Consider the following 19,660-nt stretch of genomic DNA (forward strand, 5'->3'; position numbering starts at 1 on the left):
TCCGTTGCGTGTTCAATCAAAGGGCACGGCCAGGCGATCGATCACCGCGCTGGTCTGGGGGCGTACGCCGCGCCACCACGCGAACGCTTCGGCCGCCTGCTCGACCAGCATGCCGACGCCATCCGCGATCCCGTGTACGCCTGCGTTTTTCGCGAGCCGGAGAAACGGCGTCAGACGCTTGCCGTATGCCAGTTCGTAGGCCGTGCCGGCCGGACTGAACACGCTCGGCGGAACCGGCGGCAGGTCGCCGGTCAGGCTGGCCGACGTGGCATTGACCACCAGGTCGAAACGCCCCATGCGTGTGAGATCCGCGTAACCGCTGGCAACGAGCGGGCCGCGTCCGGCAACCTGCGCGGCCAGTGCGCGCGCCTTGTCGACGTCGCGGTTCGCGATGACGAGTTCCGCCGGGCCGGCTTCGAGGAACGGCAGCAGCGCGCCGCGTGCCGCGCCGCCGGCACCGAGGACCAGGACACGCTTGCCGGCCATCGGCAGATTGAGGTTCGTTTCGATATCGCGCACCAGCCCGATGCCGTCGAAGTTGTCCGCCAGGATGCGGCCGCCTTCGAACTTGAGCGCGTTGGCCGCGCCCGCGAGCTGCGCGCGCTCGCTGCGTTCGTCCGACATCGCGAACGCGTCGAGCTTGAACGGCGCGGTGACGTTGATGCCCTTGCCGCCGCCGTCGAAAAACGCGCGAACCGCGTCAGCGAAGGCACCTGCCGGTTCGATCGGCCCCTCGATCGCCGTATAGCCGAGGTCCTGCCGCGTCTCCTGCGCGAAGAGGCCGTGAATCAACGGGGATTTCGTGTGTCCGATCGGATTGCCGATCACCGCGTATTGATCGGTCATCATTGGCTCGCTTTTGAGTAGAGGACGCCGTCGGCCTGCATCGCGTCGATTTCGGCCGGATCGAACCCGAGGGAGCGCGCGATCTCCGCGTTGTGCTGCCCGAGATCGGGCGCGACGTCGCGAATCGTCGTATCGCAATCGGAAAACCGGAACGGCAGGTTGGGCAGGCGCAGCGTCCCGTAGCGCGGATGCTGTTGCTCGACGACCATGCCTCTGGCCTGGATCTGCGGATCGTTCAACACCTCGTCGATGCGCTGCACCTTCGCGCACGGAACGTCGATGCCGTCCAGCAGATCCAGCACCGACGCGACGGAACGCGCGGCCACCCACGGCTCGACCACCGACAGAATCTCCGCGCGGTGCGCATTGCGGCCGGTGCTGTCGTGAAACCGCGTATCGGCGCCGAAGCCCGCCGGGCCGCCGTGCGTCGCGATCAGCTCGGCGAAGCGCTTCCACGCGTCGTCGACTTGCGCGGCGATCACGAGATCGCCGTCCGCGGCGCGGAACACGCCGTAGAGCGTCGAGGTCGGCATGTCGTGCCCGGTCTGCTCGGGCAGCACGCCCTGCAGCGTGTAGCACTGCACCGCATATTCGTGCATCGATACCAGCGTGTCGTACAGCGCCATGTCGACGTGTTGCCCGCGGCCGCTCTTCACGCGCCCCAGCAGCGCGGCATTGATGGCCGCGACCGCATGGATGCCGGTGTACATGTCGCCGAGCGAGATGCGCAGCAGCGGCGGCCGCTCGCCCGGCGTGCCGACCATCTGCATGATCCCGCTCTTGGCTTCCGCGATCAGCCCGAAGCCCGCGCGATGCGCGTCGGGGCCGGTATGCCCGTACGCCGAAATCGAGCAGTAGACGAGGCCCGGATTGCGCGCGGACAGTTCGGCATAACCGAGCCCGAGCTTGTCCAGCGCGCCCGGCCGATAGTTCTCGATGAACACGTCGGCCGAGTCGCACAGCCGCTGCATGAATGCCTTGCCGCGCGCGTCCTTCATGTTGACGCTCACGCCGCGCTTGCCCATGTTGAGCTGCAGGAAGTAGCCGCTTTGCTGGTCGTCGAGCACGGTCGCATGCTGCCGTCCGGCGTCGCCTGACCCGGGCCGCTCGACCTTGATGACTTCGGCGCCGAGCGCCGCGAGACAGCGCCCGACATACGGCCCGGCAAGGAAGTGGCTGTAGTCGACGACGCGAATGCCTTCGAGTGGGCGAGCCTGCATTACAGTGCCTCCGGGCGGCGCGGCACCATCAGGCGATGCTCGCCGCGTTGAACGACCTGACCGTCCTGATTGATCAGCTCCGACGGCAGCACGACGATGCCCCAGTCCGGGCGGCTCTTGCTCGCCCGCATCGAGCCGACGCGGAACTTCACGTGCAGCACGTCGCCGACCTTGATCGGCAGCAGGAAATCCCAGGTCCAGCCGAGCGACATGCCCGGCAGAAAGCGATAGTCGCTCTGCGTCTTCAGGCCGTCGGCGATGGACAGGCCGAACAGCCCGTGCGCGACGAGGCACCCGAAATGGCTCGCGTTCGCGTATTCCTCGTCGACGTGGACGGGCGTATGGTCGCCGGTGAGGTCGGCGTACGCGAGAATGCGCTCCTTGGTCACGACGTAGTTCGGGCTCGTGCACGTGTCACCCTCGCGGGCGTCGTCCCAGTATTTTTCGACGATCGTCATGCTCATGCCTCCGCACGCGGGTTGATTGCCAGCGCCTGTGCGACGCAGGAAGCCGGCCGGGCCTGGATCAGTTCGACGGCGAGCCCGTCGGGCAGGCGAAGCCAGTTGCGCCCCTGCGGCATTTCCGTCACGCCGAATTGTTGGGCCGCGGCCAGCGCGGCCTCGAGGTCTTCGCACATCACGCCGAGATGGGCGAGCCGGCCTTCCGGGCCTTCGTATTCCGGCGCGTGGATGAACTGCAGGCCGCCGAGCGTCCAGTACTGCCGCGGTGCGTCGAGCGTGCCGTCCACTTCGCGCAGCGTCATGCCGAGCACGTCCTCGAAGAAACGGATGTGCCAGCGGATGTCCTTCACCCAGATCGCGACGTGTTCGAGATAGGCTTTCTTGGCATTCATGCGGCCGCCTCCTGCCGTTGGCGGTCGGCCATCGCGCGTTCCAGCCCCTTGATGCACGCGACGAGCGTCGCATTGACCGGTGTCGGCACGCCGTAGCGCTGGCCCCAGCGCACGACCGAACCGTTGATGAAGTCGATCTCGGTGATCGAGCCCTTCTCCAGGCTTTGCAGCATCGACGTCTTGAAGGTCGCGGGCAGCCCCTCGGCGGCCAACGTCCATGCCTGTTCGGGATCGGTCATCGACAGCTTCACGCCCGCAGCCTGCGCCGCCGCGATCGCCTCGGCCACGGCCGCGAGCGACGTCGCCTTCAGCAGCGGCTCGTCGTAAAGCTGCCCGTAGGTGAGGCCGGTCAGGCCCGTCAGCGCACCCGTCGCGACGTTCACCAGCAGCTTGTCCCACATCGTGCCGACGATGTTGTCGCTGATCGTCGTGGCGAGGCCGGCGGCATTGAACGCCGCGGCGATCGCCTCGACACGCGGTGTGATGCGGCCGTCGAGTTCGCCGATGTAGGTGTATTTGCCGATCACGCCGGATTCGATATGACCCGCGCCGCGCAGCACGCCGCCGACGTAGGTCTTGCCCGCGAGGACGCGCTCGCGGCCGACGACGTCGATCAGGATGTCCTCGTGTCCGAGGCCGTTCTGCAGCGACAGCACGGCGGTATCCGGCCCCACCAGCGATTGGGCGCCGCGGATGGCCGCATCGGTGTGGAACGACTTGACCAGCACCACCACCAGGTCGGCCACGCCGACATCGGCAGCCCGGGTCGTCGCGTGGACGCGCACGTGGCGGGTGCCGCCGGCATCGTCGACGCGCAGGCCGTCGCGGCTCATCGCATCGACATGCGCGGGCGAGCGGTCGATCAGCCAGGTCTCATGGCCGCCTTGGGTGAGGGTGGCGCCGATCGCGCAGCCCAGTGCGCCGGCGCCCAGAATTGCTATTTTCAATGGATTCTCCTGTGTCGACCGGAGTTGGCGCTTTGGCGCCTTACTCCGGTCCCATGCAAAGCTGACGTATGGCATCACGATAGGCGTTGCCGCTCATGCCGCCAATGCAATGGATACAATGGCGTCATTGCGATGGACAATAACGCTACGATGCCCGCCGACCTGCCCGACCTGAAGCTGCTTCAGCTTTTCGATCTCCTGTACGACGTGCGCAGCGTCACGCGCGTAGCCGAGCAACTGGGCCAGAGCCAGCCGACGGTCAGCATCTGGCTCGGGCACTTGCGGGAACACCTGCACGATCCGCTTTTCATCCGGACGCCCGGCGGCATGGCGCCGACACCGCAAGCCGACGCGCTGATCGGGCCATGCCGGGAAATTCTCGAATCCCTGCGGCGCTTCACCGCGTGGGAGATCGCGTTCGATCCGGCGACGGCCCAGCGACGGTTTCGCATCTGCATGACCGACGCGAGCCACATCACGCTGCTTCCGCGGCTGCTGGCCCATGTCCGGGCGCAGGCGCCCGGCGTCCGGCTGGAAGCCGCACGGATCGACGGCAATACGGAGCGCGCGCTCGAATCCGGCGAAGCCGATCTCGCGATCGGCTATGTGCCGTGGCTCGGCGGCGGCATTTATCAGCAGAAGCTGTACGACCAGGACTGGGTATGCCTGGCCAACCGGCATCACCCGAGGATTCGCGGTCGCCTCGGGGCGAAGCAGTATCGTTCCGAAGGACATGTCGCCATTACGGCGGGAACGGGCGCGCAACTCCTCGAGCAGGCGCTGCGGCAGGCGCGCATCGAGCGCGACGTCGTGCTGGAGCTGCCGGGTTTTCTGGGGCTGGGGGCGATCGTCCAGACGACCGACCTGATTACGACGCTACCCCGTCATATCGGCCAGACACTGGCTCAGGCGAGCGATCTGGCGGTTCATGCGTGCCCGATCCCGGTCGACGGCTTTGCGGTACGGCAGCATTGGCATGCGCGATATCACCATGAGGCGGGCAATCGATGGCTGCGTGGTGTCGTGATTCAACTGTTCGGTGCATCGGATTGACCTGCGGGTTTGGCGTTCGCGACGGATGCCGGACTGGCCGGCGTCTGGTTGGATGCAAAACGTCCTGGAAGCCGTATTTTTCGACGTTTTACGTCGATGTTCGATTCGGTTGAGATTTTTTCAGTCGCATCGAGGCGATATGATTTCTCCAGCCCCAACACCGTCGGCCGATCCATGAAGCGCGCCAGCATCGCTGCGACGCGGCCCCGCAAGCACGAGAGAGTTGTATGCCGGACACGCCAATCGTCATCGTTGAACACGCCCGCAGGCGAACCGCCCAAGTCCGGTCCGGCGACGTCCCCGCCGCCTTGCAGGAGGGTCCCAAGTGGGTGTGCCGTATCGTTCCGGATCACGCACAGCGATCCTGCGAAGGGCGCCGATCCGCTGCAAGCGCGGCTGAAATGCTCGGCCGACTGAAGCCTGCGAACGTCGTGTTGACGGACTCCGTGCCGAGCGCCGGCGGCTGGCTGGCGCGCGCTTCGACCGACGAGGCGGGCCGGTGTCGCGCCTATGCGCATCTCGGTGCGGACCAGGTCCTCGAGATGGTCGGCATGCCGGGCGTCGGCCCGTGGCTCGACGAGCACGACACCTGGTGGCCCGGCGCGTACGAGCTGCCGTTGCTCGAACAGTTGTCCGCGAACGAGTCGCCCCTGCGCAACCTGCTTGGCGCGACTGCGCCCGCCCATCTGTTGATGAGCCTGACCGAAGTCGACGGCACCGCACTCGTGACCGAATCGGACGATGGCATCGAGCGCCCGTTCCGTATTCCTGCAGGAGTGGACACGATCCATTTCGAACCCGTATGCATCCGCGGGCCAGTCGCGCAGTGGCGCGAAACGCTGGTTACCGCGTTCGACCGTGTCCGGCATCTGGTCGGGCTCAGGTCGGCCCGCCCTTTTTATCTTTGACGCAAGCACCCGTTCTCCGGCAGGCCACGCCATGACCGACGCACTCGACTCCTTCGACCGCAAGATCCTGAATATCGTCCAGCGCGATTGCACCGCGACGGCGGACGCCATTGCCGAACGGATCGGCCTGTCCACCTCGGCCGTGCAGAAGCGCCTGAAGCGCATGCGCACCGAAAAGATCATTTCGGCGGAAATCGCGGTGGTCGATCGCGCGGCGGTCGGCAGGCCGATGACGTTCATTGCGGCAATCGAGATCGAACGCGAAAACTACGAGACGGTCGCCAGGTTCCGCGAGTGGTCGAAGGCGCATGACGAAATCCAGCAGATCTACTACGTGACCGGCTCCGTCGACCTGATCGCGATCATCACCGCGCACGACGTCGAGGCGTACGACCGGCTGTCCGCGCGGATCATGCAGAGCAACCCGATGATCCGCCGGATCAACACGAATGTCGTGCTGAGTGCGGTCAAGGTCGGGCTGTTCGTGCCGGTCGACAAGGACGGCGACGACGAACCGCCGGCCACCTGACGTACCTGTTTCGCGCGGGAACGGGCGATCCGTCCGTCCCGCATGACAAACCGAAATGGATGACGACCTGAATCGGGCGAAACGACTAATTTGAAAATCGATTCGCATAACTAACCTGTGTCGTGTGGTCAATGAACAGGAGATGATCGAGATGGAACTCAAACTGGCACTGGTCGGTTTCGGCGGAGTCAATCAGGGACTGGTCGAACTGCTCAAAAAGAAGCGCGGGATGCTGGGGGCGGCGGGACTCGACGTATCGGTGACGATGGTCGCCGACCTGCGGCTCGGGATCGCGACGAATCCTCGCGGTATCGCGCTGGATGTCCTCGACGAAACCGCGCGGCGGGGCGTCGATGCGGAAGCGCTGCGCCGCGATCCCGGCACGCTGGTGTCGCCGGACGTCGGCCTCGGTGCGGTGCTGAAGGCCATCGCGTCGGATCACGTGGATGTCGTCATCGAGGCGACCTTCACGGATCCGAACACCGGCGAGCCTGCGCTGTCGCATTGCCGGACCGCGCTCGAATGCGGCAAGCACGTGATCACGACCAACAAGGGGCCGATCGCGCTCGCGCAGCCGGCACTGGCGCGGATCGCCGCGCAATCGGGTGCGTGCGTGATGTACGAGGGCACGGTGATGAGCGGCACGCCGGTGCTGCGGCAGCTCGCGACCTCGCTGCGCGGCTGCGACATCAACGGTTTCGCCGGCATCCTGAACGGCACGTCGAATTACGTGCTCGGTGAGGTCGAGGCCGGCGCGAGCTTCGATGCGGCGATCCGGGATGCGCAGCAGCGCGGCTATGCGGAGGCGAATCCGGCGGCCGACGTCAACGGTTCGGACGTACAGCTGAAAGTCGTGATTCTGGCGAACGCGCTGTGGAATGCCGGCCTCAAGCGGGGCGACGTGACGTGCCGCGGCATCGTGGAATTGACCGAGCACGACGTGCGCGCGGCGGCGGCGGAGCGCATGTCGTGGCGGTTGATCGGTTCTGCCGTCCGTCATCCGGACGGCACCGTGACCGCGAGCGTCGAACCGCGCAAGCTCCCGGCCGGCCATCCGCTGCTTGCCGCGAGCGGCGTGACGAACGCGATCACGTTCGACACCGACGTGCTCGGCGGCGTGACGATCAGCGGGCCGGGGGCCGGCCGTGAGGAAACGGCGTTCGCGATTCTCTCCGACCTGATCGAACTCGCGGACAGAATCGGCGCAGCCTCGCACGAGGTGGCGGCATGAGCGCGCGCGATGCGGTGATGGCCGACTGCACGGGAGCCGGCGTGGCCGATGTCCGGTCGCCCTATGACGGCTCGATCGTCGGCCAGGTTCGACTGTCGCGAGCCGATGCGGCACCGGCCCTTGTCGAGCGCGCGCTCGACGGCGCGCGCTCGGCCGCAACCCTGCCACGCAGCCGGCGGGCCGACATCCTGTTTCGCGCGGCCGCGAGCGTGGAAGCACAGGCGGAGACATTTGCACGCACGATCGCGCTCGAAGCGGGCAAGCCGCTGCGGCAGGCCCGCAAGGAAGTCGCGCGCTGCGTGAACACGCTGCGCCTGTCGGGCGAGGAAGCGAAGCGACTGGCCGGCGAGACGATCCCGTTCGACGGGTATCCCGGCTCCGAGGATCGCAGCGGCTACTACACGCTGGAGCCGCTGGGCGTGATTCTCGCGATCACGCCCTTCAACGACCCGCTGAACCTCGTTGCACACAAGCTCGGGCCGGCGCTCGCGACCGGCAATGCGGTCATCCTGAAGCCCTCGTTGCTCGCGCCGCTGTCCGCGCAGGCGCTCGTCGAGGTTCTGTGGGAAGCCGGGGCGTCGCGCGACGCGCTGCAGATCGTGCACGGCGGCGCGGATATCGCGTCGGCTCTGGTGCGCGACCGGCGGATCCGGATGGTGACCTTTACCGGCGGCCCGCAGACCGGCGAAGCCATCACGCGCGATGCTGGGCTCAAGAAGGTCGCGATGGATCTCGGTGGAAATGCGCCGGTGATCGTCATGGCCGACTGCGACCTGAAGGATGCCGCCGAATCCTGCGTGTCGGGTGCGTTCTGGGCAGCGGGACAGAACTGCATCGGCACGCAGCGGATCTTCGTCGCCGAGGCGGCATACGAGCCGTTCGTCCGGTATTTCGTCGAGCTGACCGGCAGGATGGTCGTCGGCGATCCACTGGACGATGCGACCGACATGGGGCCGATGATCGGCGAGGAACAGGCGATCCGCGTCGAACGCTGGGTCGACGAAGCGGTGTCGCGCGGTGCGACGGTGCTGACCGGCCATCGGCGGCGCGGGGCGCTGTACGAACCGACGGTGTTGGCGGATGTGCCGCACGACGCGCGCGTATGGACCGACGAGGTGTTCGCGCCGGTCGTGACGATCGAGAAATTCACCGACCTGCAGCAGGCGCTCGACGCGGCCAACGCGTCGGAGAGCTCCCTGCATGCTGGCGTGTTCACCAGCCGGCTGGAGGTGGCGCTCGGCGCGGCCGAGCGACTCCAGGCGGGCGGCGTGATGATCAACGATTCGTCCGATTACCGCTTCGACGGCATGCCGTTCGGCGGATTCAAGCATGGGTCGCTGGGCCGCGAAGGCGTTCGGTTCGCGATGACGGAAATGACACAGCCGAAGGTGGTGTGCTTCAGGCGCAACCGGCGGCTGTCGAGCTGATGCACAAGCGCCGGCGCCTGGCGGGCCGGCGCGAACCGAAGCGGTGTGGTGAGCAACGTATCGAAGAAGGAGTCGAGGATGCCAGCAGCAATTCCTGCATGCAAACCGGCGGCGGACGCGCTGGTGGTCGAGGATATTCACAAGTCGTTCGGCGGTGTCGAGGTGCTGAAGGGCATCTCGCTGACCGCGAGGAATCACGAGGTCGTATCGATCCTCGGCAGCAGCGGGTCGGGCAAGAGTACGTTCCTCAGATGCATCAACCTGCTGGAAATGCCCGACCGCGGCCGGATCTGCGTGAACGGCGAAACGCTCGCGCTGAAGCCGGCGGGCCGCGACGGCGCGCTCGTCGCGGCCGATGCGCAGCAGGTGATGCGCGTGCGCCGCAAGCTCGCGATGGTGTTCCAGCAGTTCAATCTCTGGGCGCACATGACCGTGCTGCAGAACGTGATGTTCGTGCCGGCGCGCGTGCTCGGCGTGCCGAAGCGCGACGCACGCGACAAGGCGATCGCGATGCTCGAACGGGTCGGGCTCGCCGGCAAGTGCGAACACTATCCGAACCAGCTGTCGGGCGGCCAGCAGCAGCGCGTCGCGATTGCACGTGCACTCGCGACCGACCCCGACGTGATGCTGTTCGACGAGCCGACGTCCGCGCTCGATCCCGAGCTCGTCGGCGAAGTATTGAAGGTGATGCGCTCGCTGGCCGACGAGGGACGCACGATGCTCGTCGTCACGCACGAGATGGGATTTGCGCGCGAAGTCGCGAACCGCGTCGTGTTCGTCCACCAGGGAAGAATCGAGGAAGACGGCAGTCCCGATGAGGTGTTCGCGAGCCAGAAATCGGCGCGTTTCCAGAAGTTTCTGTCCAGCATCATCTGATGCGGATTCGTTGTCAACGGGAGAGGAAACCATGAAGAAGCTGCTTCAGTCGCTGTGCGTGGGCGCGGCATTGCTCGGATCGGTCGCGCATGCCGAGCAGGTCGTGCGGATCGGTACGCTCGCCGATTACGCGCCGTTCGAATACAAGGATGCATCCGGCAAGCTGCAGGGCATGGAGATCGACATCGGCAAGAAGATGTGCGACACGATGAAGGTCAAGTGCCAGTGGGTGACGATGGATTTCGACGCGCTGATTCCGGCGCTCAAGGCGAAACAGATCGATGCGGTGCTCGCGCAGATGTCGAAGACGCCGGAGCGCGAGCAGTCGGTGGACTTCACGCGCATTTTCACGACGGCACCCGTGCAGCTCGTCGCGAAGCAGGGCTCGGGCATCACGGACAACGCCGCCACGTTGCGCGGCAAGACGATCGGCGTTCAGACGGCCTCGACGCACGAATCCTATCTGCGCCGCCGCCTGCCGGCGGGCAAGTCGGGGGTCAACGTGAAGGTCTATCAGACGCTCGACGAGGCCTGGCTCGATCTCGAGGCCGGGCGCGTCGATGCGGTGTTCGCCGACAACACGGTCGCGTACGACTGGCTGACGAAGGCCGGCAGGAAGGAAGGCTTCGACTTCGTCGGCAAGCCGATTGCCGATGCGGAGATCTTCGGCGACGGTACGGCGATCGCGGTACGCAAGGGCGACGCGCCGCTGAAGGCGCTGTTCGACAAGGGCATCGCGCAGGTGCAGGCGGACGGCACGTTCGCCGCAGCCAACAAGCGCTATTTCCCGTTCAGCATCGCGCCGCAATAACCGCGCATCGGGACCGCGCGGTCGCCGGACGGCGGCCTGCGCGAATCGGGCTCACAAGGAGCGATATAACGATGGACATCTTGGTGAACTACGGCGCGCAGATCGCGGCTGGCGCGCTCGTCACGCTGGAGCTCGCGGTCGCCGCACTGTGCGTCGGCATGCTGCTCGGCATCGCCGGCGCATCGGCAAAGCTGTCGAGCCTGGGGTGGCTCAGACATGCGACCTATGCGCTGACCAATTTCCTGCGCGGCATTCCCGAGTTCCTGATCCTGCTGATCTGCTACTTCGGGCTGTCGCATCTGCTCAACGCGCAATTCGCTGGCGCCATCGTCATCAGCCCGTTTTCCGCCGGCGTGATCGCGCTCGCCGTGGTGTTCGGCGCCTACGCGTCGGAGATGTTCCGCGGCGCGTTCATCGCGGTGCCGGCCGGACAGATCGAGGCGGCGCGCGCGTATGGAATGACACGCGCGCAGACACTGTGGCATGTGCGCCTGCCGCAGGCGTGGCGCATCTGCCTGCCGAGCCTGAACAACATGTGGCAGAACCTGCTGAAGGACACCTCGCTGGTGTCGATCGTCGGGCTCGAGGACATGCTGCGCAAGGCCAACATCGCCGCGCAGTTCACCAAGCAGCCATTCGTCTTCTACGTGACGGTCGGCATCGTCTATTTCGGCTTTCTCGCCGCATCCAACCCCGTGTTCGCATGGCTCGAGCGCATCGCGGGCCGCGGTTACGCAAAGCGCACCTGAGGAGGGCCATGCGATGAACGACTTTCTTTCCCTCATCGTGCAGTCCGGCCCGGATATCGCGCGCGGCATATGGATCACGCTCGAACTGCTGGTGCTGTCGTGCACGCTTGCATTCGCGCTTGCGGTGCCGCTGGCGGTCGCGCGCACGTCGGCACGCCCGTGGCTGTCGACACCGAGCCGCCTGTTCATGTCGGTGTTTCGCGGCACACCGCTGCTGGTGCAGATTTTCGTGCTGTATTACGGGCTTGCGCAGTTCTCGGTCGTGCGTGCGTCGCCTCTGTGGCTGCTGGTCGGCGGATCGTTCTCGTGTGCGTTGTGCGCGCTGACGCTCAATCTCGCGGCGTACATGGCCGAAGACATCCGGGGCGGGATTGCCGGCGTCCCCGCCGGCGAGAAGGAAGCCGCGCTCGCGTTCGGGATGAGCCGGTTCATGCTCACCTGGTTCGTGATCGTGCCGCGCGCGATCGGCATCGTCGCGCCGACGCTCGGCAACGAGATCGTGCTGCAACTGAAGTCGACCGCGCTGGCCAGCACGATCACCGTGCTCGACCTGACCGGTGTCGCGCGCCGCATCTCCATCGAAACCTATACGACCGACGCGCTGATGCTGGCCGGCATCGTGTACGTCGGTATCACTGCGGTGCTTTCGACCGTGCTCAAACGTGTCGAAGGTCTGCTGAATCGCCATCTGGGCAGCGCGCGTGCGTGACGGACGCTGCATAACGCGACACAACGAACGATCCGAGGACGACATGGGATACAAGCTTGAAACGCTGGCGCTGGCTGCGGACCGCGACGTGACCGACGAGAAGTCGGTCGCGCCGGCGATTCACTATTCGGCGGTGTTCAAGGCAGCCGGCAGCGAGGAGTTTGCGGAGATGTCGAGCGTGCCGCAGCATCCGCGCAACTACACCCGCTACGGCAATCCGGTTCACGAGCGCGTGAAGGCGGTCATGGCGGAGCTCGAAGGCACCGAGACCGCGCTCGTCACCGCATCCGGAATGGGCGCGATCGCGACCGCGATCCTCAGTGTCGTGAAGGCCGGCGATCACGTCGTCGGCCAGACGCGTCATTACATGAGCACCACGAAAATGCTCGACGACATGCTGCGCCGGTTCGGCGTCGAGGTGACGTTCGTCGACCAGACCGACGTGGGCGCGTTCGATCGTGCGATCCGCCCGAACACGCGGCTGATCGTGCTCGAGTCGCCGGTCAATCCGCTGCTGCTCGTGACCGACATCGCCGCGGTGACGGAAATCGCAAGGGCGCGCGGCATCCTGACGCTCGCGGACAACACGTTCGCGTCGCCGGTCAACCAGCAGCCGCACCGGCTCGGGGTCGACATCGTCGTGCACAGCGCGACCAAGTATCTGGGCGGCCATCACGACCTGACCGGCGGCGTGATCTGTACGAGCCGCGTGCTCGCCGAGCAGATCTGGCATACGCACATCACGCTCGGCTCGGTGCTGTCCCCGATGGACGCGTGGCTGCTGCTGCGCGGGCTGCGCACGCTGCCGATGCGGGTCGAGCGGATCAACGCGAACGCCCAGGCGCTCGCCGAATTCCTCGAAGCGCACGCGAAGATCGAACGCGTGTTTTATCCGGGCCTGCGCAGCCATCCGCAGCACGCACTCGCATGCCGGCAGATGCGCGGCTTCGGCGGTGTGGTGGCGTTCGGCGTGCGAGGAGGCTACGGCGAAGCGCAGCGCTTTGTCGAGGCGCTGCGCTTGCCCCTGAATGCAGGCAATCTCGGCGGCGTCGATTCGCTCGCGATCCATACGGCATCCATGTGGGCGGGCACGATGTCGGCGGAGCAAATGCGCGCTGCCGACATTCCGCTCAATTTCATCCGCTATTCGGTCGGCATCGAGCACATCGACGACCTGAAAAGCGATGTCGCGCAAGCATTGGAGCAGATCTGACACGGACCAGCGCGCACGCTCGATCGACGACTCGCGCGCGTCGCGCCGACCTTTGAATCGATTCGGGCACGAGATGCGCGGATTGCAACGACGGAGCACGGACTATGCATGACATCACAGTACTCGACGGCGGCATGGGGCGCGAACTGGCGCGGATGGGAGCGCCGTTCAGGCAGCCGGAGTGGTCGGCGCTCGCGCTGATGGAAGCGCCGCATTACGTCGGCCTTGCGCACGACGCATTCGTCGCGGCGGGTGCCGACGTGATCACCGCGAACAGCTATGCGGTCGTACCGTTCCATATCGGCGACGAGCGGTTCCGTCGCGACGGAGTCGCACTCGCGGCCCTTGCGGGGCAACTCGCGCGGCAAGCGGCGGACCGCGCAGGGCGGCCCGTGCGCGTTGCAGGATCGCTTCCGCCGACGGGCGGTTCCTACCGCCCCGACCTGTTCGACGCGGCGCGCGCCGATGCCATCTTGGCGACGCTCGTCGATGGGCTCGATCCGTACGTCGACCTGTGGCTGGCCGAGACGCAGAGCCTGACCGACGAGATCGGCGCGGTCCGGCGAGCGCTGGGTGAGAATCCGAAGCCGCTCTGGGTCTCGTTCACGCTGCGCGATGACGCCGAAGCAGGCGCCACGCCGGTATTGCGATCGGGGCAGACGCTCGACGAAGCGATCGACGCCGCCGTGTCCGCGCGCGCGACCGCGCTGCTGTTCAATTGCAGCCAGCCGGAGGCGATGGGTGCGGCGATCGAGACGGTGCAGCGCACGCTTGCGCGAACGGGGACGTCGCTCGTGATCGGTGCCTATGCGAACGCGTTTCCGCCTCAGCGCGCCGATGCGCGTGCGAACGAGGAACTCCACGGTTTGCGCGGCGACGTCGATCCGCCCGGCTATGCAAGATGGGCGGAGCAGTGGCTTGCGCTGGGCGCGCAGATCGTCGGCGGATGCTGCGGAATCGGCCCCGACCACATCGCGGCATTACGCGACGCGGTCGATGCACGCGGCGCCCGGCATACCGGGTTCAGCGAATGAAGATCGACGGCCTGGACCAGAAGATAATCGACGCGTTGTGTGCCGATGCGCGGATTCCGCTCGCGGTGCTGGCCGACAGGATCGGTCTGTCCAGGCAGGCGGTCCGGAACCGGATCGACCGGCTCGAAGCGCTGAACATCATTGCAGGCTATACGGTGCGGCTCGCATTGCCCGACGAGGTCGTGCCGGTGCGCGCCGTGATGCTGGTTTACCGCAAGGACCGGATGCGCGGTGCGGACGTGCTTGCCGCACTCGAGCGGATCGCCGAGGTGCGCGATTGCGCGGTGCTCAGCGGCGAGGTCGATTTGCTGGTGCAGATAGAGGCGCCCACGCACGAGCGCGTCAGCGATATCTGGGCGAAGATCAGTGCGATGGACGGTGTGCAGAACATGACGACCAGCTTCGTGCTCGACTCGGTTGTCCACAAGCGTTGACCAAACCGGCGCGACGGGAAAAGAGCAGGTCAGTCTTCTCGCGCAAGCCGCAGCAAGATGTCGGCGAGGGCTCGAATTTTCGGTTGTGCCGCACGTTGGGACGGATATACGAGGAAGTAGGAAAGGCCGTCCTGAACCACGTCCTCAAACGGCGTCACCAGCGATCCGGCACGGAGCCGGTCTCGTGCCATTCGTGGGTCGCCGATTGCAATTCCGTGTCCTTCCGCCGATGCTGCGAGCGTCAATTCGAGGGTATCGAATACAAGTCCACGGTCCGCATCGATCTGGAGCGCCCCAACATGATCGAGCCAGCATCTCCACTCCGCGTGGCTGGGCCCGGGATGGAGCAAATCGACATGCGCAAGGTCGGCAACGGATCGCAGTGATGTTGCCAATGCGGGCGCGCACATCGGCGTGAGCGTCTCGGAAAACAGCGGTAGCGCTTCCATACCGGTCCACTGTCCCGTGCCTCGCACAATGATGGCATCGACGTCGGACGTAGTGAAATCTGGCGTATCGTCCGCGGATGTCGAAATACGAAGCTCCGTCCCGCTCATGGCGCGATGAATGTCCGGCAGCCGCGGGAGCAACCAGCGAATGGCGAACGTGGACGGCAACGTCAAGGTGAGAACCGAGGTCGTCCGTGCATGGATGTCCGCGTGCTGAACCAATTGCGTGAGCACGTTGACCGCGACCGTCAGCAGTCCATTTCCTTCCGCCGTCAACGTCAGCCCCGATACATGGCGCACAAAGAGCGCGCATCGATAATGCGTTTCCAGCTGCTGTATCTGGCGGCTCACCGCGCCTTGCGTACGGCATAGATGAGCCGCAGCCTTGCTGACGCTGCCAAGCTGCGCCGCGGCGACGAATGACTGAATCGCTGCCAGCGGTGGGAGGGGCCGCGTCAGGTCAGCCAGCGGATATGCATGCGCTGCATACCCGGATTGCATATTTTTCGATTGTTCGGTCATCGGTGCGTCGCTATCGTGCGTCTACCGGATGCCCTGTTCTTGCGAATGAACGGGGTTGTCGACGAATGATCGGAGGATAATTTTGGACTCAACGTCGGGATCACTATATACGGAACAGGTTCGCGCGTACCTTCGGGAACTGGAGCGAGGCGATGTCGGTGCCATCTGCGCGCTATTTACGCCGGACGCGCAGATTTTCTCGCCATTTCTCGGCTGGATGCACCCTGAGCCCTTCTTTTCGAAGGTCGCTGCCGCGTCGGGAGAAAGCAAGATTACGCCGATCGATATCTGCGTCAGCGCGAGCGGGGCTCGACGTGCGACAGGTTACTTCATCTACGACTGGCGCCTGAAAGACGGCTCGGCGGTGCGCTTCGAGTGCGTCGACGTGTTCGAGTTCGACATCGCGGGGCTCATCGAACGGATGATCATCGTCTACGACACCCATCCGATTCGTAGTACGGTCGGCGACAAGTACGCGTAGCGGAATCGATGTCGCGCAATACCGAAGGCTGGTTTATGGGGCGGTTGCCGACAAGCTGCAAGCGGCCTCCACGCGCACGCGGCCCGGATGAATACCCGTGCGGATTGTCTTCGTATCGAGAGGCGTCACACCGCCAGATCTCGGCAGCTTCGTGTGCTAATCCCTCACGCCCTGCGCCGAGCTCATGAAGTTGACGCTGATCCGCGTGCCGTCGATTTCCGGTTCCTTGGGCACACAATGCACCCAGTCTTGCTGCGCGCGCCCTCCCATCACCACCAAGTCGCCGGAAGACGGTTTGAAAGTCATGGAGCGGCCGCCCTTGATCGGCTTGATCAGGAACCGGCGTATCGTGCCGAGCGTCAGGACGGGCACGATGCAGTCGAGCTTCCGGCACGAGCCGTGGTCGCGATGCCAGCCTGTACTGTCTTGCCCGTTGCGATAGAGGTTCATCCACAGGCCGTCGTATTCCACGCCGTAGTGACGCGATAGCGCGCGCACAGCCTGCAGCAGGCGCGCGTCGGGCACGTCGGCGACATGCTTGTAGACCGCCGTCATGCGCGGCTCGCGGAACACCTGGTTGAACATGCGCCGATCGTGCTCCAGCCACGGAACGCTGTTGCGCAACTGCTCATAGAGCAGCGAAGCCCCCGAAATCCATCCGGGCACGATGTCGATCCAGGAATGAGCGTCGAGATCGAAACGCCTTGCCGATCCGAAGGACTCGTCTATCGAGAATTCGGCGTCGCTGCTTCCGAACAAATCGCTCTGAGCAGGTACCGTGCTCGGGATCCGTGTGATTGAATTCATCGTGCAAGTTGATCGCTTCCGGTGTGACGAGTCACGCGGCCGGGAAAGATGTCGATATGAGTCGTCGTCAGGCAGAAGCACCGTGATTCATCGCATGCCACGCACGCAGCACCGAATAGCCGCGCCAGGGCCGCCATTTCTCGGCGGCTTGTGCTGCGGCACGGGCGCTACCTACACCCAGGGCTTTTTGCAACGCGACGTCGCCGGCGGGAAAGGCGTCGGGCCAGCGCAGCGCGCGCATGGCGATGTACTGCGCCGTCCAGTCGCCGATGCCGGGTAGTGCACACAATTCGGCGCAAGTCGCAGTGACGTCTACGCCGGGATGCAAAGCGATGCGCCCGTCCAGCACGGCATGCGCCAGCGCATGCAGCGCGGTCTGGCGTTGCCGCGTGATGCCCAGGCGGCCGAGCTCATCGCCGATGGCGGTCGCCAGGGCAGCAGGCGTGGGAAAGAGACGATCCAGACCCGCGACAGGCGTTTCGATCGGATCGCCGAAGGCCGCAACCAGTCGCGCGCCCAGTGTGCGTGCAGCGGCCACGGTGACCTGCTGGCCCAGTACGGCGCGCACCGCCAGCTCGAAGCCGTCCAGTGTGCCCGGCACGCGCAAGCCTTCGCCCGACGGGAACGCGGCGTGCAGAGCCGCGTGGATGGCGATCGGGTCGGCGTCCAGATCGAACGCGGCGCGCACACGGTTGATCAGCGCCGGCAGGGCGGCGGCCAATGAATCGCTGATCGTCAGCACGGCCTGCGCGCGATCTTCGTCGAAGCGAGCGCGCAACCAGCCGCTACGCGCCTGCGCACCTTGCACAAGCCGCAGCGTTCGCGTGTATTCCAGGCCCGCGACCTGCTCCACGCCGGGCAACGCGCGCAGGCGCAAGAAGCCCACCATTGCCTGTACGTCATAGGGCGGTCGCCAGCCGAGTCGTACGGTCACGCCTTGTCCATCGGACGTGGATCTGGCCCGGCGCAAGGCGCTGGGATTCAGGCCGTAGTGGCGCGAGAAGGCATCGTTGAAGCGTCGGACGCTGGAAAAGCCGCTGGACGCCGCGACCTGGCTCATCGGCAATCGGGTGTCGGCAATCAGCTGCTTGGCTGCCAACAGCCGGCGTGTTTGAAGGTACTGAAGAGGCGACACGCCGAAGTGTGCGTCGAAAATGCGGCGCAGATGGCGATCGGTCACGCCCAGCCGTTGCGCAATGCGCGGCATCAAGCCGCCGCTCGACTGCCCGAAGGTCGGGCGCGCGGAGGTCATGTGCCGCCATGCGTCGGGTTCATCCATCAACCTTGCGGCCTGCAGGGCCAGGATGCGCGAAGCGTCCTCCGTGCTCCAGGACGCCGCGCGCGGGGCCAATTCGGGGCGGCAACGCAAGCAGGGCCTGAAACCGGCCGCTTCTGCTTCTGCCGCGTGACGGTAGAAGCGGAGGTTCTCGCGACGTGGCGTTTTCACGCGACACACCGGACGACAGTAGATGCCGGTGCTGGTGACGGCCGCGAAAAAGGAGCCGTCGAAGCGCGCGTCGTGCGCCTTCAGCGCCAGGTAGCAGGCGTCGCTGTCGGGGGTGTCGATGGGGGTAGGCATGGGTGACATCGTATATCCCGGGCGCCCGCGACGTGCGCCATTTTCGGACATGTGGTCTGTCGGCTTTGCGCCGCCGAACACCGGGCATCTCGAGCATCCGGGACGGCGGGGAATGATTGCGCGGTTCGGCCCCGCCAACCTCACGGAACGCGGTATGCGCTTGACTTCAAGGTGATCGGGAAGCTGGATCGTGCGTGAGGCAGTGCGGTGCGCTCATAAAACGGACCGGCCCTCACGATGGCGCATTCCCGTTCCATCGCAAGAATCGGAGTTGCCGCGCGACTTCTTCCCGACAAAGTGTCGCTACGCGCAGGCCGGATGATCAAGCCGTGAGTTGCACGGGCGATAGCGGCCCCGTTTTTTGCGAGCCTGCCGCTTGCAGCGGCGGTTGTTGCCGATGCGTTCCATCGACCTTCCGGCCGGGCGATCACGGCGATCGAATCGTCGACGTCTTGCCTGCTTCCAGCCGTTGCCGGCAATCGATCGTGACGCGGCGGCGTGCCGGTACCCGCTTGCCCGCCGACACCCGCCGAAATATCGGATGCGACACCTTAACCCCGCAGTAACTCTTTTAATGCAATCCGCCAAAACATCGGATGGAATTATTTAAGCGGAAGAAACTATTTAATTTATTTCCTTTTAATCAAACAAAACATCCGCGCCGGCAAAGGTATTTTAGTTAGCCTCGTCATTCAATGTGACTGCTTCCGCTCCGCATAAGCCTGGCGGGGCTATGTGGGTGATTCAAATTTACGACCCTTTATATGCGACCTAAAAATCGGTCGAAAATGTAAAGCATTGCAATATCAAGGAATAATTTGAGCGTTTCGATTGCGATGCATGATTTTATTTGGCAGGATTTTCATCAGGTTGCTCGATTTCAAGACAACAATACAGCCGGCCATTCAATCAGTCGAAACAACGCGTGCCGGATGAGCAACGATCCGAAAGGAAGCTGACGAAGAAACGGATAACGAGGCGG

At 65.1% G+C, this 19,660-nt stretch carries 22 protein-coding genes; 13 read left to right on the forward strand and 9 right to left on the reverse strand.

The features are described from left to right. Positions 1-12 precede the first annotated feature (12 nt). Genes aroE through VK92_RS12755 form a run of 5 tightly spaced genes read right to left on the reverse strand, consistent with a single transcriptional unit; the run spans position 13 to position 3,866 of the window. Positions 13-846, reverse strand: coding sequence for a shikimate dehydrogenase (gene aroE, locus VK92_RS12735; protein WP_048021200.1), 834 nt, complete (start codon positions 844-846; stop codon positions 13-15). Further along, on the reverse strand, positions 846-2,066 hold the full coding sequence (locus tag VK92_RS12740) for a CaiB/BaiF CoA transferase family protein (protein ID WP_048021202.1): 1,221 nt from the start codon (positions 2,064-2,066) through the stop codon (positions 846-848). Before VK92_RS12740 ends, aroE begins: the two co-directional genes overlap by 1 nt. After that, positions 2,066-2,524: a MaoC family dehydratase gene (locus VK92_RS12745; RefSeq protein WP_048021204.1), complete on the reverse strand. Its 459-nt coding sequence runs from the start codon at positions 2,522-2,524 to the stop codon at positions 2,066-2,068. The genes VK92_RS12740 and VK92_RS12745 overlap by 1 nt, the downstream gene beginning before the upstream one ends. Positions 2,525-2,526: 2 nt before the next feature. Further along, positions 2,527-2,919 carry a VOC family protein gene (locus VK92_RS12750; protein WP_048021206.1) on the reverse strand — a complete coding sequence of 131 codons (393 nt, stop codon included), beginning with the start codon at positions 2,917-2,919 and terminating at the stop codon, positions 2,527-2,529. After that, positions 2,916-3,866 (reverse strand): ketopantoate reductase family protein, encoded by a 951-nt coding sequence (locus VK92_RS12755; RefSeq protein ID WP_027790148.1) that lies wholly within the window; start codon positions 3,864-3,866, stop codon positions 2,916-2,918. The genes VK92_RS12750 and VK92_RS12755 overlap by 4 nt, the downstream gene beginning before the upstream one ends. 132 nt (positions 3,867-3,998) lie before the next feature. On the opposite strand from VK92_RS12755, the gene VK92_RS12760 reads away from it, so the two are divergent. Continuing rightward, the gene (locus tag VK92_RS12760; RefSeq protein WP_048021208.1) at positions 3,999-4,919 is read left to right on the forward strand and encodes a LysR family transcriptional regulator; all 921 of its coding nucleotides are present in this window, start codon (positions 3,999-4,001) and stop codon (positions 4,917-4,919) included. On the opposite strand, the gene VK92_RS41710 is transcribed toward VK92_RS12760, so the two are convergent. Further along, positions 4,895-5,110: a hypothetical protein gene (locus VK92_RS41710; protein ID WP_131723278.1), complete on the reverse strand. Its 216-nt coding sequence runs from the start codon at positions 5,108-5,110 to the stop codon at positions 4,895-4,897. The genes VK92_RS12760 and VK92_RS41710 overlap by 25 nt on opposite strands. 36 nt (positions 5,111-5,146) lie before the next feature. Between VK92_RS41710 and VK92_RS12765 the strand changes: the two genes are divergently transcribed. The 11 genes from VK92_RS12765 (at position 5,147) to VK92_RS12815 (ending at position 14,840) form a co-directional block, all read left to right on the forward strand. Further along, positions 5,147-5,827, forward strand: a complete 681-nt coding sequence (locus VK92_RS12765; protein WP_042973529.1) for a hypothetical protein — start codon at positions 5,147-5,149, stop codon at positions 5,825-5,827. 31 nt (positions 5,828-5,858) lie between these two features. After that, on the forward strand, positions 5,859-6,356 hold the full coding sequence (locus VK92_RS12770; RefSeq protein ID WP_048021211.1) for an Lrp/AsnC family transcriptional regulator: 498 nt from the start codon (positions 5,859-5,861) through the stop codon (positions 6,354-6,356). A 151-nt stretch (positions 6,357-6,507) separates the two neighbouring features. Continuing rightward, positions 6,508-7,587 (forward strand): homoserine dehydrogenase, encoded by a 1,080-nt coding sequence (locus VK92_RS12775; RefSeq protein WP_042973579.1) that lies wholly within the window; start codon positions 6,508-6,510, stop codon positions 7,585-7,587. Further along, positions 7,584-9,014, forward strand: a complete 1,431-nt coding sequence (locus VK92_RS12780; protein WP_048021213.1) for an aldehyde dehydrogenase family protein — start codon at positions 7,584-7,586, stop codon at positions 9,012-9,014. Before VK92_RS12775 ends, VK92_RS12780 begins: the two co-directional genes overlap by 4 nt. Positions 9,015-9,092: 78 nt before the next feature. Next, a complete protein-coding gene (locus tag VK92_RS12785; protein ID WP_048021215.1) occupies positions 9,093-9,890 on the forward strand; it encodes an ABC transporter ATP-binding protein in 798 nt (265 codons plus the stop codon). Between the two features lie 31 nt (positions 9,891-9,921). Beyond that, complete coding sequence (locus VK92_RS12790; protein ID WP_021157538.1) at positions 9,922-10,701, forward strand: transporter substrate-binding domain-containing protein; 780 nt, start codon at positions 9,922-9,924, stop codon at positions 10,699-10,701. A 71-nt stretch (positions 10,702-10,772) separates the two neighbouring features. Next, the gene (locus tag VK92_RS12795; protein WP_048021217.1) at positions 10,773-11,450 is read left to right on the forward strand and encodes an ABC transporter permease; all 678 of its coding nucleotides are present in this window, start codon (positions 10,773-10,775) and stop codon (positions 11,448-11,450) included. Between the two features lie 13 nt (positions 11,451-11,463). Continuing rightward, positions 11,464-12,159, forward strand: a complete 696-nt coding sequence (locus VK92_RS12800) for an ABC transporter permease (protein ID WP_021157540.1) — start codon at positions 11,464-11,466, stop codon at positions 12,157-12,159. 43 nt (positions 12,160-12,202) lie between these two features. Continuing rightward, positions 12,203-13,372 carry a trans-sulfuration enzyme family protein gene (locus VK92_RS12805; protein WP_048021219.1) on the forward strand — a complete coding sequence of 390 codons (1,170 nt, stop codon included), beginning with the start codon at positions 12,203-12,205 and terminating at the stop codon, positions 13,370-13,372. A gap of 104 nt (positions 13,373-13,476) precedes the next feature. Further along, positions 13,477-14,406 carry a homocysteine S-methyltransferase family protein gene (locus VK92_RS12810; RefSeq protein WP_048021220.1) on the forward strand — a complete coding sequence of 310 codons (930 nt, stop codon included), beginning with the start codon at positions 13,477-13,479 and terminating at the stop codon, positions 14,404-14,406. Continuing rightward, positions 14,403-14,840 carry an Lrp/AsnC family transcriptional regulator gene (locus VK92_RS12815; RefSeq protein ID WP_048021222.1) on the forward strand — a complete coding sequence of 146 codons (438 nt, stop codon included), beginning with the start codon at positions 14,403-14,405 and terminating at the stop codon, positions 14,838-14,840. Before VK92_RS12810 ends, VK92_RS12815 begins: the two co-directional genes overlap by 4 nt. Positions 14,841-14,869: 29 nt before the next feature. Here the strand turns inward: VK92_RS12815 and VK92_RS12820 are convergent, their stop codons facing one another. After that, a complete protein-coding gene (locus VK92_RS12820) occupies positions 14,870-15,811 on the reverse strand; it encodes a LysR substrate-binding domain-containing protein (protein ID WP_048021224.1) in 942 nt (313 codons plus the stop codon). Positions 15,812-15,893: 82 nt separating this feature from the next. Here VK92_RS12820 and VK92_RS12825 point away from each other — a divergent pair, with 82 nt between their 5' ends. After that, positions 15,894-16,292 carry a nuclear transport factor 2 family protein gene (locus VK92_RS12825; protein WP_185735629.1) on the forward strand — a complete coding sequence of 133 codons (399 nt, stop codon included), beginning with the start codon at positions 15,894-15,896 and terminating at the stop codon, positions 16,290-16,292. Positions 16,293-16,448: 156 nt separating this feature from the next. On the opposite strand, the gene VK92_RS12830 is transcribed toward VK92_RS12825, so the two are convergent. Together VK92_RS12830 and VK92_RS12835 are read right to left on the reverse strand one after the other, a co-directional pair. Then, positions 16,449-17,099 (reverse strand): alpha-ketoglutarate-dependent dioxygenase AlkB, encoded by a 651-nt coding sequence (locus VK92_RS12830; protein ID WP_081058644.1) that lies wholly within the window; start codon positions 17,097-17,099, stop codon positions 16,449-16,451. A gap of 67 nt (positions 17,100-17,166) precedes the next feature. After that, entirely contained in the window at positions 17,167-18,678 is a 1,512-nt protein-coding gene (locus VK92_RS12835; RefSeq protein ID WP_048021227.1) for a DNA-3-methyladenine glycosylase 2 family protein, read from the reverse strand. Positions 18,679-19,660: the final 982 nt, after the last annotated feature.

The organism is Burkholderia sp. LK4 (genome assembly GCF_001043615.1).
GTDB classification, from domain to species: domain Bacteria; phylum Pseudomonadota; class Gammaproteobacteria; order Burkholderiales; family Burkholderiaceae; genus Burkholderia; species Burkholderia cepacia.

What these genes read in the sequence shown, in the direction of transcription:
- aroE (WP_048021200.1), bottom strand. Translation starts at nt 846, where the DNA reads ATGACCGATCAATACGCGGTGATCGGCAATCCGATCGGACACACGAAA.
- VK92_RS12740 (WP_048021202.1), bottom strand. Translation starts at nt 2,066, where the DNA reads ATGCAGGCTCGCCCACTCGAAGGCATTCGCGTCGTCGACTACAGCCAC.
- VK92_RS12745 (WP_048021204.1), bottom strand. Translation starts at nt 2,524, where the DNA reads ATGACGATCGTCGAAAAATACTGGGACGACGCCCGCGAGGGTGACACG.
- VK92_RS12750 (WP_048021206.1), bottom strand. Translation starts at nt 2,919, where the DNA reads ATGAATGCCAAGAAAGCCTATCTCGAACACGTCGCGATCTGGGTGAAG.
- VK92_RS12760 (WP_048021208.1), top strand. Translation starts at nt 3,999, where the DNA reads ATGGACAATAACGCTACGATGCCCGCCGACCTGCCCGACCTGAAGCTG.
- VK92_RS41710 (WP_131723278.1), bottom strand. Translation starts at nt 5,110, where the DNA reads ATGCTGGCGCGCTTCATGGATCGGCCGACGGTGTTGGGGCTGGAGAAA.
- VK92_RS12765 (WP_042973529.1), top strand. Translation starts at nt 5,147, where the DNA reads ATGCCGGACACGCCAATCGTCATCGTTGAACACGCCCGCAGGCGAACC.
- VK92_RS12770 (WP_048021211.1), top strand. Translation starts at nt 5,859, where the DNA reads ATGACCGACGCACTCGACTCCTTCGACCGCAAGATCCTGAATATCGTC.
- VK92_RS12775 (WP_042973579.1), top strand. Translation starts at nt 6,508, where the DNA reads ATGGAACTCAAACTGGCACTGGTCGGTTTCGGCGGAGTCAATCAGGGA.
- VK92_RS12780 (WP_048021213.1), top strand. Translation starts at nt 7,584, where the DNA reads ATGAGCGCGCGCGATGCGGTGATGGCCGACTGCACGGGAGCCGGCGTG.
- VK92_RS12785 (WP_048021215.1), top strand. Translation starts at nt 9,093, where the DNA reads ATGCCAGCAGCAATTCCTGCATGCAAACCGGCGGCGGACGCGCTGGTG.
- VK92_RS12790 (WP_021157538.1), top strand. Translation starts at nt 9,922, where the DNA reads ATGAAGAAGCTGCTTCAGTCGCTGTGCGTGGGCGCGGCATTGCTCGGA.
- VK92_RS12795 (WP_048021217.1), top strand. Translation starts at nt 10,773, where the DNA reads ATGGACATCTTGGTGAACTACGGCGCGCAGATCGCGGCTGGCGCGCTC.
- VK92_RS12800 (WP_021157540.1), top strand. Translation starts at nt 11,464, where the DNA reads ATGAACGACTTTCTTTCCCTCATCGTGCAGTCCGGCCCGGATATCGCG.
- VK92_RS12805 (WP_048021219.1), top strand. Translation starts at nt 12,203, where the DNA reads ATGGGATACAAGCTTGAAACGCTGGCGCTGGCTGCGGACCGCGACGTG.
- VK92_RS12810 (WP_048021220.1), top strand. Translation starts at nt 13,477, where the DNA reads ATGCATGACATCACAGTACTCGACGGCGGCATGGGGCGCGAACTGGCG.
- VK92_RS12815 (WP_048021222.1), top strand. Translation starts at nt 14,403, where the DNA reads ATGAAGATCGACGGCCTGGACCAGAAGATAATCGACGCGTTGTGTGCC.
- VK92_RS12820 (WP_048021224.1), bottom strand. Translation starts at nt 15,811, where the DNA reads ATGACCGAACAATCGAAAAATATGCAATCCGGGTATGCAGCGCATGCA.
- VK92_RS12830 (WP_081058644.1), bottom strand. Translation starts at nt 17,099, where the DNA reads ATGAATTCAATCACACGGATCCCGAGCACGGTACCTGCTCAGAGCGAT.
- VK92_RS12835 (WP_048021227.1), bottom strand. Translation starts at nt 18,678, where the DNA reads ATGCCTACCCCCATCGACACCCCCGACAGCGACGCCTGCTACCTGGCG.